Raw genomic sequence first — 13,726 nt, forward strand, 5'->3', positions numbered from 1 at the left:
TTTAATCGTTTAAATTTGCGACTTTCATTAAATATTTCCCATAATCATTTTTTAATAACGGCAATGCTAGATGATGTAAATTTTCTCTCGAAATATAACCTTTCTGAAAAGCAATTTCCTCTAAACAAGCAATTTTAATATTTTGTGCTTCTTCAATTGTCTTGATAAATTGAGAGGCTTTGTATAGGGATTGATGAGTACCAGTGTCCATCCAAGCGTTACCTTGCCCTAACAATTTAACTGTAAGTTCTCCTAATTCAAGGTATGCTTTATTTACATCTGTTATTTCAAGTTCACCCCTGCCAGAAGGCTTTATCTTTTTGGCTATATCAATCACTTTGTTATCATAAAAATATAAGCCTGTCACAGCATAATTTGTTTTGGGTTGTGATGGTTTTTCTTCTATGGAGGTAACAGTTCCATCCTCCGAAAAATCTATCACACCAAATCGTTCAGGATCCTCAACAAAATATCCAAATACAGTAGCTCCTTGTTTCTGATCGGCTGCTTCCAATAATAGGTCTGGGAGGTTGTTTCCATAAAAAATATTGTCACCTAAAATTAAAGCAACCTGGTCCTTTCCAATAAAATGTTCTCCAATAATAAATGCTTGTGCAATTCCATCTGGAGAAGGTTGGACCTCATAGTGGATGGAGATTCCAAATTCAGATCCATCTCCAAGCATTTTTTTATAGTGTGGAGTATCGTGAGGAGTAGAAATAATTAATATTTCTCTTATGCCAGCTATCATAAGAGTTGAGAGCGGATAATAAATCATAGGTTTATCATATATCGGCAATAAATGCTTTGATATCGACCGTGTTAAAGGATATAATCGGGTTCCGCTTCCGCCGGCTAAAATAATCCCTTTCAATCCTAGTCCTCCTTTTGCTGTATGGTTTAATAAATACAGAAAGTAATATTTTCCTAGAGTATTGTATGACTTGAAAATAGATATGGCACGGTCTCGTGAGAATATGGGTTTAGATATCTACAAATTCTGTTTGAAAATAAAAAAAGTGCTCCAATTAATACGGAGCACCCTCATATATTTTTACTTTTTAATAAGCTTATTTAGGAATCGAGAACGATGAGTACTTTTTCCTCGTCTAGTTTCTGGTATGGATAAAAGAAGTCTATTCTTTGCTCTTGTTATCGCTACATACAACAATCTTCTTTCTTCTTCTAATGCATCCGCATTACCATTACGTAATTCATCTAAGGAAAAATCATGTGGAATACTTCCATCCACCACTCCGAGAACAAATACCGTTTCATATTCCAAACCCTTTGCGCGATGTATCGTGCTTAAAGTAATAGCATTGTCAAAACTTTTACTCAACTTTTTCATTTCTTTATTTTGAGCTGAAATATGCTCAGCATGAAGTAAGAACTCTTGTATATGGTCAAATCCTTTTGCAGCGACCTTTAAATCCTTTAAGTCATCCGAACCTTTTTCTAATTTATTACCTTCACTTCCACGTTTTTTTAGGTAATCTTCCAACCCTATGTCTTTAGAAATTCTTTCGATTGCTGTACTTGGAGAAAGATGTTTCAGTGAACGGATGATGCTTGGAAGTGCTTGGAGTTTCTTAGCTTGAAAAGCATAACTTGTTTTTAAAGACGCAAGGGCTTCCACAAAACTACAATCCTTTAAAATGCTGGATGCCTTAATATCGCGCAACAAACCTTGTTTTAAAAATAAACTTGGAAGAATGGTATTAATCGCATCAGCATCATCTTCATTCATACTTAATTTTAAATAAGCTAAAACACTTTTAGGAATAAAGCGGTCATAAAAGGATTCAGCATCTTGTGTGATACGAAAAGGAAGATTTGAACTGACAAGTCTTTCAAAAATAGCTCGGGAGGCGGCATTGGTTCTAAAAAGAATAGCAAAGTCAGATGGCCTTGCTCCTTTTTTAATTCTTTCCTGTATTTCAGTAACAACCATCGTTGCTTCTTCTTCCTCGTCATAAGGGAAAAACAGTACAGGTGGCTTATTTGTAGAAAATTGGGCCCTCATTATTTTGACACGTCTCTTTTTATTTTGAGCAATGACTTCATTTGCAGAAGCGACTATTTCATGCGAGGAACGATAATTTTCCTCCAGTTTTATTACATTTGCATTTGGGAAGTCATTTTCAAAATGAATAAGATACTCTGGATCACTTCCGCGAAAAGCATAAATACTCTGGTCATCATCGCCAACGGCCATAACATTTTTATGAATTTCCGATAATTGTTTAATAAGCTCGTATTGAACTTTATTAATATCCTGAAACTCGTCGATTAAAAAATAATGAAAACGCTGCTGATATTTTTTTAGTATAATCGGATTTTCGTTGAAAAACTGAAAACATCCAATTAACATATCATCGAAATCAAAAAATCCATTATTTTGTTTATATAGCTCATACTTTTGATACAAAAATGCTACCTGTTCGTCCCATTTTGATTCCGCTTTTACTTCAGAAGGAAAGATAAGGGAATTTTTCCAAAATCCAATTTGTTGTAGGGCTAAATCAAAAGCAAATTCCTTTTCGTTTAACTCTAGTTCTTTTGCAGCTTCTCTAATAATTTTTTCTTTTTGCCAATCTTTGTTAAGAATTTTTTCAGGTTTCCATTTCTCTGCTTGATGGTGCATTAATATTCTGTAAAAGATACTATGAAACGTACCAGTAATCAATCTATTAATCTGATTAACTTGTATTCTTGGATAAGTGAGAAGTCGTTGCTTCATTTCATTTGCAGCCTTTGAAGTAAAGGTTACTAACATCATGCTGCTAGGATCTACATTTTGTTGATTAATCATAAAAGCTGTTTTTGTTGTTAAGACTCTTGTTTTCCCACTACCCGCACCGGAAAGTACAAGTAACGGTCTGTTGGTATCAAGTACTGCCTGTATTTGATTGTTGTCCAGAGGAACACCTGATTGGAGAAGTGTTTGGATATAATCATTTGAATGATGTTGAATAGCAGGAGCTTCGTGTGCTGAAACGATTACTTTTACAGGTAAAAGCTTTGCTTTTCGAAAGGTTTTAGCCGTTGTTTTTCCTTCTAAGATATTTCTGCCTTTCGGAATGCGAAACCCATTTTGTTCAATAAAGGTATCATCGTTATTCTCAACAGGAACTTCCATTTCACAAGTCTTCAATGGTGAACGACTATGGTAAAAATAGGGGGGATTTTTCATCCCTAAATATAATTGGACGGGTTCCTTACAGACAGGACATAGTAATTTATCTTTTTTAGCCGATAGATATAGCTGATGAAAGAGTTCTCGAGGATAGCTTTCTAGCTGTATCATTTCATTATTGTAATAAGCAGTTTGCATAGTAGATCCCCTTCGTAAACATTCATACAGACTATCATATCAGAATTGAGTGGAGACCTGAAGAGGAAAAGGTTTCAATAAAAAATAAAGGGGAATAGGGAGAAGTGGGAGAAATTATATACTATAAACGAAAAGAGGGTGGATAAAATGGGTTATATTTTACCTTATACTTCTTTACGAGATCTTCAGTACTTGTCGCGAGAAAGTAAATCACAACATCGTTTAATAAAACCAGAGGCCATTTCTCCTTTAAAACCAATTTCTCCAGAAACGAACTTCAACCATGGATACAATCAGCAAAGAACTAGAAACAAAAATCTGGAAGCTGAGGAAATAATGAAGGAACTTACTGGTAAAGGTCAATATTTTAATGAACGAATCTAATAAAAAAAGGGAGAAGCTTAGTACGTTTGTACATGCAAAGCTTCTCCTTCTTTCCATTCTGCATACAATACTTCGTTAAGTTTTGAAATACCATATGGCTTCATCTCTTGTAAAAGTTTGTGTTCATCCCATTGAACTAGTTGGAGATTATCACGAACAAGCTCTCCATCTAAAACTAAAGAGATAGGCAGATGAACGGGTTTTAATGGTAGATTTAAGTCTTGATTTGTAGGATTTTCAAATGAAGGCTTTCGGAGAACACTAATCGTTCCATCTGTTTCTAATATGGCAAATTCACATTCTCTTATCGAAAAAATATCTTTCGACCGCAATAAGTGTTGAAGTTGATTAATATCCAATTTATTTATCTTTAATTGTTTATAATCAATTTTACCTTTTCGAATGACGATCGATGGCTCACCTTCAAGGGTTTTCCTAACTCTTTTAAATTTTTGAGTAATAATTTCAGTCGTATAAATTAAAGTTCCCCAAATCATCACGGCAAAGAGTATCTTTTTTATCCCAATCTCCTCATCAAAAAGGGCGTTTCCGACCAATTCACCAAGAACGACAGCAGAGATAAAATCAAAAGTGGTAATTTGCGTAATCTGTGTTTTCCCTAGTATCTTTGCCAATATAAAAAGCGCAACATAACCAACCACTAACTCTGAAAAGATATGGACAAACTCCATCAATGTTTCACCCCTTAATAGGTAGTGTTTACTGATATGGTGAAAGTATGAAAAAAACTCTTGTCAATTTAGACAAGAGTTTTTTTCATGGTTTTATGCGGAATACCAGCATCCATAAATTCTTCGGAGATAACAAGATACCCTAATTTCTCATAAAAGGGAATCGCATAGGTTTGAGCATTCAGTTTTAAGGTAGGAATGTGTAGATTCTTAGCATACTCTTCTATACCAAGCATAATCACTTTTCCTGCTCCTGTTCCTCTAGCTTCTTTTAATACACATATCCGTTCTACTTTTCCTAATTCATCTAAAATACGGAAGCGACCAGCACCAATGGGTTTTTCTTGATCATTGTACAAAACAAAATGGGTGGAAGCATCTTCGAATTGGTCAATTTCTTCCTCCAAGGGGACTTTTTGCTCTTCAACAAAAACGGTTTTTCGAATGTTAAAGGCATCTTGAAGTTCTTCATCGCTGTTTACTACTTTTAACTTCATTTAGTCATTATTCCTTTCCAAAACGAAATGTTTCATATACGGTCCATGAACCATTTTCAAGCTGATATAGTAGATGGAATCGGTCTACCTCTTCAGTATGGTTCACATCCATCATTCTAAGTGAACCATACACATCTGAATGTTCATCATTCGATAGTTTTTGGCCAATCGTAATATGTGGGACAAAAGCATACTCACTCTTCTCACCGGATAATCGATTATTTAGATCAGCATGAAGTCCTTCAAGTTCAGGAGTTGGTTCCACTTTTAAATAAATAACATTATTAACTGGATGAAACGAACTAAACTTATAGGTTTTTAATGGAAAAGGTTTGTGATTTTGTGCAATTTCCTTCAATTGGTTGGCTATGTTTCTAACTTCTTCATCTGTGGCTGTAAAAGTATACTTTAATGTCAAATGTGGAGGAATTAACGAGTAATGTGGATCGTATCGCTTTCGATAAGAATTGGCTAAATCTTGTAGCTTTTTGGATGGAAAAATAACAACACCATAATTCATGTTTAATACCCCCAATAAAAGTTTTTTTCATTAAGATAGCATTAATATGTCTAAATATTATAACAAATATTTTTGGATAAAAGTAACAATACAAAAAAATGACCTGAAATTGTCTAAATTATTTTTAATATGAAATTTGTAAAGGGTAAAATGCTCTATTTAAGCATCAAAGATAAAGCCCTTTTTAAATCGGGTTGCCAGTAGGTCCAGGTATGATCTCCATTAAACTCTTCATAGAAATAAGGATAATTCTTTGCTTTAAATATGGAAGATAGTTTTCGGTTTGCTTCCAAAAAGTTTTCTTCCTCTCTATTTTTTGTTTCCACAGAGGTTTCATCCAAACCAACAACATGATAGACATCGATTAAATGGGTATCCTTGAAGTGGTTAGCTTTAGACAGTACCATCTCATTGACATATGGAGATTGAAGAATCACTTTTCCAAATGTGTTTGGATATTCTAAAGCTGCTAGTAATGAAACGGTTGCAGCAAGAGAATCACCTATAAGGGTGCGCCCCATACCCATTTGATAGGTAGGAAACTCTTTATCAAGGAAAGGGACAAGTTCATGTGCTAAAAAACGAATATAGTCTTTGTTTCTTTGTCCTATTGGATGATATTTTTCCCGTCTATCTTTAACATTCTGATAGGGTATTCCAACTATAATGGTATTGGCCATTTCTTTGTTATGTATTAATTCATCTGCAATTCTTGCTATTCTTCCCAGTTGAAAGTAATCCTGTCCGTCCTGAGCGATTAATAAATTGTATTTATAAAGAGGAGAATAGGATGCTGGAAAATAAATGAGCAACGGTACTTCTTCCTTCAAGGAATGGCTATAGAGTATATAATCTTTGGTTAATCCTTTATTCATAAAATCCTTCCTTTAATAAAAATTTCCCTACTTTTGAAAGAAAGCGATATCAAAATTGTACCATATCCTATTTAGAATTGTTTCATTCATGCATTTTCATACCTTTAATTGATTATTCTAATAATGCATAAAATCGGACTTGTTTGCATTGTATTAATAGTGGAAATAAATTTTAAATTTAAAAAAGGGGGATGCGAATTGAAAAATAAACGTTTTCTATTAGCAACCATTTTTATTTTGGTTCTTTCCTTATTTTTAGCAGCATGTGGAAGTAAGACAGAGCAAGGATCAGGAGATTCTGATAAAGGTAAAGAAGGAAAAGCTGAAAAGCCAAAGTTTATTAGTATTGTTACAGGTGGTACTGGTGGTACATATTATCCACTAGGTGGGTCAATGGCTAATATTATTTCTGATGCAACAGGTATTCAGGCAAATGCAGAGGTATCAGGTGCCTCAGCTGAAAATATGACGACATTAAAAGATGGAAATGCGGAAATTGCCTTTACGCAAACAGATATTGCTTCTTATGCAAAAGAAGGAAAATTAATGTTTAAAGATAATAAAGTTGATAATGTGAAGGCAATTGGTACGTTATATCCTGAAACCGTACAAATTGTTACAACTGCAAAGTCTGGGATAAAAACAGTAGATGATTTGAAGGGGAAAAAGGTGTCTGTTGGAGCACCAGGTTCAGGAACTTATGCGAATGCAGAGCAAATTCTTGAAGTACATGGAATAAAAATGGATGATATCGATGCAAAGCATCTTTCATTTGATGAATCTACAGCAGGAATTCAAGATGGCACCATTGATGCTGCTTTTGTTACAGCTGGAACACCAACTGGAGCAGTTGAAGGGTTAGCTGCAACAGAGGATGTGGTGATCGTTCCGATTGAGGCTGGGAAAGCGGATGAATTAATTTCAAAATATCCATATTACGCAAAAGATGAAGTTCCTTCTGGTGTATATGGACTAACAGATGCTGTACCAACAGTGGCTGTATTAGCCATGTTAGTGGTTCGAGACGACTTATCCGATGATGTGGTGTATGACATTACAAAGGCCATTTTTGAAAATACAAATAAAATCACTCACGCTAAAGGAAAGCTTATTAAAGCGGAAAAGGCTTTAAATGGAGTGGGAATTGATGTTCATCCTGGTGCACAAAGATACTATGATGAAAAGGGTATAAAAGCCGAATAGGTTTACAAAATGGACCGGTCTAAAAACCAATTTTGGTTTAAGACCGGTCACATTCGCTTATAGAGATGATGTTGGAGGTAATAATGAAAGACGTTTTACGTTTTAGAAGAACAATTTTACTCATCCTCCTTATTGCTTTAATCATATCAAGTTTATTATTCCTTCCATTTAAACAAGCTCTTGTATTCGAATATCAAAATACAGGAAAAATTCTCGCTTATCTTCCTTTAAAAAAACAAGATACTTTTCAGATAAAATATACCCATTCGATTCATTTAACGAATGTAATAGAAAGCTATTCTATTACTAAAGAGAATGAAATAAAACAATATGAGCTGATGTATGAGGATTTTGCGATTGGTATGCCAGCAAATGCAGCTGAAGGGGAAGTTTTTGAGGAAAAGGATGGGAAGTACTACATAAAAAATATGAAGCGAATATTTCCTTCATTTGATTTAAGAGTCGGTAAAGTGAGAGCGAATCATACGATTATTTATCATAAGAAGGAATTTCCATTATCAAAGACTATCGAACCCGGAACATGGATTCGAATACATGTAAAAAAGGTAAATCTTTTAGAAATCATGAGAGGAGTGAATATTCTTGAGTCTTAATGTGGGAAGTTTATCTGAAGAACAACAACAAGCGGTATTAGAGAAATTTGATCCTGAAGCTAGGACTAGAAAATTAAATGGACTTTTTGGTTGGATTGTATTTTTTGGGCTATTATCTTTTTCTTTGTTCCAATTGTATACTGCTATCTTTGGACAATTGACAGCACAATTACAACGGTCCATACATTTAGGCTTTGCTCTAGCATTAATATTTTTACTTTTTCCAGCAAGAAAAAAAAATCTTCAAAAAAACAAGGTGGCTTGGTATGATGTCATTTTAGCCATCATTGCGATAGCAGTAGGTGCCTATTGGCCGTTAATGATTGATGAGATTGTTATGAGGGTAGGGCGTTTGACAGATTTAGATTTTTACATTGGTTTAGCAGCTATTTTGTTAGTTTTAGAGGCAACTCGCCGTGCTGTAGGATTGCCAATCATGATTATCTCAGGTCTATTTTTGTGTTATGCCCTATTTGGCCCTTACATGCCAGGTTTTCTAGCTCATCGAGGTTTAGATCTAACACGATTAGTCCAAACGATGTTTTATACAACTGAAGGGATATTAGGAACACCATTAGGGGTATCTTCTACCTTTATTTTTTTATTTTTGCTTTTCGGTGCTTTTTTAGTAAAGACAGGGGTTGGACAATATTTTAATGATTTGGCAGTATCCATTGCCGGCAGAAGTATAGGAGGACCAGCCAAGGTTGCGATTTTTTCAAGTGCCTTACAAGGTACAATTAGTGGAAGCTCCGTAGCTAACGTAGTTACGTCCGGTTCCTTTACGATTCCAATGATGAAAAAACTGGGGTATAAGAAGGAATTTGCAGGGGCTGTTGAGGCAGCAGCTTCTACAGGCGGACAATTAATGCCACCAATTATGGGAGCGGCAGCCTTTTTAATGGTTGAATTTATCGGGGGTATAAGCTATTGGGATATTGCCAAGGCTGCTGCGATACCAGCATTACTATACTTTACGGGAATTTGGATTATGACCGATTTTGAAGCAAAACGTCTTGGTTTAAGAGGATTAACAAAAGAGGAAATGCCAAATCGAAAAGAAGTATTAAAAAAGATTTATTTATTGGTACCAATTTTAACAGTAATCGTTTTAATGATGACAGGGATGAGTGTCATGCGAGCTGCGCTTTGGTCCATTGTCATTACAATTGTAGTGAGTGCGATAAAAAAAGAAACTCGAATTGGATTCAAAGATGCAATTGATGCATTAGTTGACGGTGCACGCACAGCATTAGGAGTAGCTGCAGCAACCGCAGCAGCAGGAATAATAGTAGGGGTAGTGACAAAAACAGGTTTAGGATTGAAATTAGCAAACGGATTACTTGATTTAGCAGGCGGACATTTGCTACTTACGTTAGTATTTACGATGTTTGCAGCGTTAGTTCTTGGCATGGGGTCTCCAACAACGGCTAACTATGTTATTACTTCAACCATTGCTGCTCCAGCCATCATTTTATTAGGAGTACCAGATTTATCTGCTCATTTGTTCGTGTTTTACTTTGGCATCATTGCAGACATAACCCCTCCAGTAGCATTAGCCGCATTTGCAGCAGCTGGTGTATCTGGTGGTGAACCTATAAAAACAGGTGTGAATTCTGCAAAATTAGCCATTGCCGCCTTTATTATTCCATACATGTTTGTTCTATCACCTGAATTACTCATGATTGATACTAGCTGGACATACTTAATTTGGGTAGTATTCTCAGCTTTAGCAGGCATGACTGCTATTGGTGCCGGTATTATCGGTTATTGGTTTAGAAAGCTTTATTGGTACGAGCGAATCATAGGGTTAGTTGGCGGATTACTATTAATCTATCCAGAAGGTGTTTCAGATATGGTTGGTCTTGGATTGTTTGCACTATTAATAGCTTTACAATTCATGATGAAGAGACAAGACGGGGGAAATAAAGCACTATCGAATGTCTAAAAAAATAGGTTTGGCTGCCACTTGGTCTAGCCAAACCTATTTTTTAAAAACCTGATTTAGTTAATTATGACTTGACATTCGTGGACAAATCCCTAATAATTATTAGTATATTTTAAAAAATGACTTGTTAGCTCAGTGGGAGAGCACTTCCTTGACAGGGAAGGGGTCGGGGGTTCAAGTCCCTCACAGGTCATCAAGTTGAAAGTCTCATTTCTCGAAACAAGGGAATTGAGGCTTTTTTTATTTTCTTTATTCAGGTTTAAGTTGAGCTACATAAATATCACATTTTATTTTTGACTTTACGAAGCAGACGTAAACTATCGTAATCACAAACTAGGACATATTCTCTACTTTCACATAGTTCATCCACCGCTTTTTTGACATCTGCATAAACTGTGTAATCATGAAAGGCTATAAATCCGCCTGGGACAACTCTTGGGGCAAATAGATCTATATCTCTTTTCACCCCTGAATAATTATGGTCTCCATCTACAAAAAGGGCAGCTATGCTTTCAGGACAATCGTGTATGGCCTCATGGCTGAATTTTTTTATTGGTGATACATAATTTGAGAGACGAAAACCTAGAATATTTTTTTGAAATTCATGAAAATAATTGGAATAATATCCGTTTGAAATAAAAGGATCAATGGCAAAAATGGTTCGCTTTTTTTCGCTTAGCCACTTGCTTCCAAGGCCTAATGCAACAGTACTTTTTCCTTTAAAGGAACCAATCTCCACAATTTCCCCTTCTAAATGATCAACAAAAGAGGGCAAATGTAAAAGTGCTGTTTGTTCCGCAACTGATAACCACCCACTTACCGAATCAACGAATTGATACAATTTGCTGATTTGAAACTGATTATCAGTCATTTTCGCTCACCTCTAGGCAAAAACCATTATTCTCCAATGCTTTTTTTACTGATTCAAGATATTGAGATTCATATTTTTGATCTGGTTCTAAATAGGTTCCTTCGCCCCATTCATTCCAAGCATTTATAAACAAAAGGTCACTATTCATTTCTATAGATTTCTTTATTTGTTGTGTTAGATAATTTGAAAACTTTTCGGGGGACGCGCCGGTGAAAATGAGGGGGTTATTTCCTCCAACGCGAGCGGAGTTATCCCAATCGATAAAAGCTCCTAAATAAGTCTTAACACTAGCCGTATCAGATTTTCTTTCTAGTATACTAGACCAGTATTTATCGTAATCCATTACAGTAAATTTTTGCTTATAACCATCAATGGCTCTTTGAGAACGGATACCATTTGTTAAATGCATTGTATATCCTGGTTCAAACTCAATACGAGCATCGAATCCTTTAATAATAGGGTTGTTAAATCTATTTAATGTTTGGACTACATAAATTCCATCAAGTCCATTTTCAACAGCTAATTCTTGCCAGTACTCCAGCATTTCCTCACATTGTGGAATATCGCTTGGACGATAAATTAGAAATAATGGTTTGTTTTCTACTCTAATATATCTTTTATCCTTAAATACTGTTAATAGAAAATGGAAGTGTTCTTTCCAATCTACTTTTTCTCCGTAGTTTTGATCTGCCAATACCTCATGGTTTGAACCGGTCCATGTTCTCGTCCATGGGTCATTTGCCCACGAAAGACAGAAAGGGAAATCAGGCTCCCCCTTTTCTAATATTGCATCTAATGGTTTATGAAGAAACCTTTTCCCTTTAAACCAATAATGATAATAACAAAATCCATAGATACCATATTTTTTTGCAATTTGGGCTTGCCATTCTCTTGCTGATTCGTCTGTTAAATCATAGTAATAGTCTTGGTACGGCTCTCTTGGCTGATAATGTCCAGGAAATAAAGGCTTTGCTTTTCTTGTATTCGTCCATTCAGTAAAACCTTTCCCCCACCAACGATTGTTTTCGTCAGTCTCGTGAAACTGAGGCAAATAAAAAGCTATAAGTTTCAAAATCATCTCTCCTTTTAAAACTTTAGAAAGTTTGCTGAAAATAATAAGTAGTCTCTATTAAATATTTTAGAGGCTGTCATTGTAAATCTATCCATGTTATCTCTTGTACGTAATATCTCAAATATATATATGAAGAAAGAGACATGAAGGTGTTGAGGATAATGAAAATGTACTTAATTAAGAGCAATAAGGATTTATCGAAAGACATTTCCAAGTAATTACATAAAATGAAGCTAATTATCAAACCATAATACCTGTAAAAGGAGGTATTAGTTTGAGCAATACGAGTTGCAGCTCTACTAGTAATGCAAGTAAAGGAAAGGGAGCCGAAAAAGGGGAATTAAGCTGGTGGCAGCTATCCTTAATAGGTGTTGGTTGCACAATCGGGACGGGGTACTTTCTTGGCTCTACGATAGGAATCGAAATGACGGGACCTTCGATTGTCATCTCCTTTATGCTAGCGGCTATTGGTACATATATCGTTTATAGTTTATTAGCTAAAATGACAGCTCAGGATCCACAGGATGGATCTTTCTGTTATTATGCAAATAAGGCATACGGGAAGTGGGCAGGATTTAGCTGCGGATGGAATTATTGGTCCTCCAATATATTGATAATGGGCAGCCAGTTAACGGCTCTTTCTATTCTTTCAAGATTTTGGTTTCCTAATGTACCTCTTTGGGTCTTTGCCGCTGGTTATGCTGTACTCTCCATTATTGTTGTATTAACGGGAACGAGTGGATTCGATAAGGTTGAAAATCTATTAGCAATCATAAAGACCTCTGCCATTGTGATGTTTATTATCATTGCAGCCGCTGCCTTAATTGGTTGGATTGATGGAGATGTAAAGCATCCAGGAATACCGAAATCATCTCATGATTTTTTTCCAGAAGGCCTGAAAGGCTTTTGGTCTTCTCTTATCTATGCCTACTATGCTTATGGTGGGATTGAAGTAATTGGTCTCATGGCCACAAGATTAAAAAAGAAAGAAGATGCACCTAAAGCTGGAATCATCATGCTAATTGTATTAGCGATTATTTATATTGTTTCACTTGGACTAGCTGTTACCATGGTAGCCCATGGAGCTTTTAATGAAAAAGAGAGTCCCTTTGTTACCGCACTTGATAAATATCATATTTCGTTCTTTCCTCATGTTTTTAATGGGGCGATTATTATAGCGGGATTTTCAACTATGACAGCATCATTGTTTGGTGTTACACAGCTTTTAGTTACATTGGCGGATGATGGAGATGCCCCAGAGGTTTTTTCAAAAAAACTAAAAAAATGGAAGGACCTACCTTTACCATCTTTAGGACTTGCCACAGTTGGCTTATTGGCATCTATCATTACGGCCTTACTTTTACCAGGAAAAATATATGAATATATCACCACAGCAGCAGGAATATTGATTTTATTTAATTGGTCATTTATTATCATCTCAGCATTACGTATACTTGATAATAAATTTTTCGGCAAAACATTAGCTTTTATTGGCTTATTGCTCATTTTTGCTGCGGTGACAGGAACCTTAATGGAAAAAACGATTCGTCCAGGATTTTTTGTGAGCTTATTATTTGTCGCTATTATCGGGCTGGTAGCTTTAATCATGAATAAAAAAGTCTGGAAAAAGCAAAATTTTAAATCCTATTTAGATTAATTATGTTAATATAGGTAAAGAAGAAAGCACCAGAATGACTTCTGGTGTTTTTCATC

The 13,726-nt window shown here is 35.4% G+C and carries 13 protein-coding genes and 1 tRNA gene; 6 read left to right on the plus strand and 8 right to left on the minus strand.

Annotation, left to right across the window (positions count from 1 at the left end):
- Position 1 precedes the first annotated feature (1 nt).
- Entirely contained in the window at positions 2-874 is an 873-nt protein-coding gene (gene rfbA, locus ACSBPO_RS06370) for a glucose-1-phosphate thymidylyltransferase RfbA (RefSeq protein ID WP_442599225.1), read from the minus strand.
- A gap of 180 nt (positions 875-1,054) precedes the next feature.
- Positions 1,055-3,337, minus strand: coding sequence for a UvrD-helicase domain-containing protein (locus ACSBPO_RS06375; RefSeq protein ID WP_442599226.1), 2,283 nt, complete (start codon positions 3,335-3,337; stop codon positions 1,055-1,057).
- A gap of 147 nt (positions 3,338-3,484) precedes the next feature.
- Here ACSBPO_RS06375 and ACSBPO_RS06380 point away from each other — a divergent pair, with 147 nt between their 5' ends.
- Positions 3,485-3,721: a hypothetical protein gene (locus ACSBPO_RS06380; protein WP_442599227.1), complete on the plus strand. Its 237-nt coding sequence runs from the start codon at positions 3,485-3,487 to the stop codon at positions 3,719-3,721.
- 17 nt (positions 3,722-3,738) lie between these two features.
- Here the strand turns inward: ACSBPO_RS06380 and ACSBPO_RS06385 are convergent, their stop codons facing one another.
- The 4 genes from ACSBPO_RS06385 to ACSBPO_RS06400 form a co-directional block, all read right to left on the minus strand.
- Positions 3,739-4,413 carry a DUF421 domain-containing protein gene (locus ACSBPO_RS06385; RefSeq protein ID WP_442600323.1) on the minus strand — a complete coding sequence of 225 codons (675 nt, stop codon included), beginning with the start codon at positions 4,411-4,413 and terminating at the stop codon, positions 3,739-3,741.
- Positions 4,414-4,481: 68 nt separating this feature from the next.
- Complete coding sequence (locus ACSBPO_RS06390; RefSeq protein ID WP_442599228.1) at positions 4,482-4,910, minus strand: GNAT family N-acetyltransferase; 429 nt, start codon at positions 4,908-4,910, stop codon at positions 4,482-4,484.
- A 7-nt stretch (positions 4,911-4,917) separates the two neighbouring features.
- Positions 4,918-5,430, minus strand: coding sequence for a YjcG family protein (locus ACSBPO_RS06395; RefSeq protein WP_442599229.1), 513 nt, complete (start codon positions 5,428-5,430; stop codon positions 4,918-4,920).
- Between the two features lie 155 nt (positions 5,431-5,585).
- Positions 5,586-6,305, minus strand: coding sequence for an alpha/beta hydrolase (locus ACSBPO_RS06400; RefSeq protein ID WP_442599230.1), 720 nt, complete (start codon positions 6,303-6,305; stop codon positions 5,586-5,588).
- A gap of 198 nt (positions 6,306-6,503) precedes the next feature.
- Between ACSBPO_RS06400 and ACSBPO_RS06405 the strand changes: the two genes are divergently transcribed.
- The 4 genes from ACSBPO_RS06405 (at position 6,504) to ACSBPO_RS06420 (ending at position 10,263) form a co-directional block, all read left to right on the plus strand.
- Positions 6,504-7,508, plus strand: coding sequence for a TAXI family TRAP transporter solute-binding subunit (locus tag ACSBPO_RS06405; RefSeq protein WP_442599231.1), 1,005 nt, complete (start codon positions 6,504-6,506; stop codon positions 7,506-7,508).
- Positions 7,509-7,591: 83 nt separating this feature from the next.
- Positions 7,592-8,122, plus strand: coding sequence for a DUF1850 domain-containing protein (locus ACSBPO_RS06410; RefSeq protein WP_442599232.1), 531 nt, complete (start codon positions 7,592-7,594; stop codon positions 8,120-8,122).
- Positions 8,112-10,070, plus strand: coding sequence for a TRAP transporter permease (locus ACSBPO_RS06415; RefSeq protein WP_442599233.1), 1,959 nt, complete (start codon positions 8,112-8,114; stop codon positions 10,068-10,070). Before ACSBPO_RS06410 ends, ACSBPO_RS06415 begins: the two co-directional genes overlap by 11 nt.
- A 121-nt stretch (positions 10,071-10,191) precedes the next feature.
- A tRNA-Val gene (locus ACSBPO_RS06420) sits at positions 10,192-10,263 on the plus strand.
- 87 nt (positions 10,264-10,350) lie between these two features.
- Here ACSBPO_RS06420 and ACSBPO_RS06425 read toward each other — a convergent pair.
- Together ACSBPO_RS06425 and ACSBPO_RS06430 are read right to left on the minus strand one after the other, a co-directional pair.
- Positions 10,351-10,941 carry a class I SAM-dependent methyltransferase gene (locus tag ACSBPO_RS06425; RefSeq protein WP_442599234.1) on the minus strand — a complete coding sequence of 197 codons (591 nt, stop codon included), beginning with the start codon at positions 10,939-10,941 and terminating at the stop codon, positions 10,351-10,353.
- Positions 10,934-12,013, minus strand: a complete 1,080-nt coding sequence (locus tag ACSBPO_RS06430) for a glycosyltransferase WbsX family protein (RefSeq protein ID WP_442599235.1) — start codon at positions 12,011-12,013, stop codon at positions 10,934-10,936. The genes ACSBPO_RS06425 and ACSBPO_RS06430 overlap by 8 nt, the downstream gene beginning before the upstream one ends.
- 274 nt (positions 12,014-12,287) lie before the next feature.
- Here ACSBPO_RS06430 and ACSBPO_RS06435 point away from each other — a divergent pair, with 274 nt between their 5' ends.
- Positions 12,288-13,670, plus strand: a complete 1,383-nt coding sequence (locus tag ACSBPO_RS06435) for an amino acid permease (protein WP_442599236.1) — start codon at positions 12,288-12,290, stop codon at positions 13,668-13,670.
- Positions 13,671-13,726: the final 56 nt, after the last annotated feature.

The organism is Neobacillus sp. D3-1R (assembly GCF_052180215.1).
Lineage (GTDB): Bacteria > Bacillota > Bacilli > Bacillales > Cytobacillaceae > Pseudoneobacillus.